The organism is uncultured Virgibacillus sp. (assembly GCF_947495635.1).
Lineage (GTDB): Bacteria > Bacillota > Bacilli > Bacillales > Amphibacillaceae > Virgibacillus > Virgibacillus salarius.
In genome coordinates, this window is record NZ_CANMAB010000259.1 from 1 (window position 1) to 222 (window position 222).

At 35.1% G+C, this 222-nt stretch carries 1 protein-coding gene; it reads left to right on the forward strand.

The genetic code is table 11. The features are described 5' to 3' along the window. Positions 1 to 222: transposase (locus Q1A47_RS20775; protein WP_299632775.1), on the forward strand; the 222-nt coding region annotated here is incomplete at both ends.

Sequence of the window (222 nt, forward strand, 5' to 3'; positions counted from 1 at the left end):
AAGAAGAAACGGGAGAAATCTATGGAAAACGTAAAATAGATGTAGAACCTGTCTTCGGATTTTTGAAGGCTAATTTGAGTTTCACTCGTATGTCAGTGAGAGGCAAATCGAAAGTGGAAAATGAATTAGGATTCGCCTTTATGGAGGTGAACTTAAGAAAGTACACCGCCATAACACAAAATTCATGTATTTATGATAATGAAAAAGATTCCAGCTATCTAT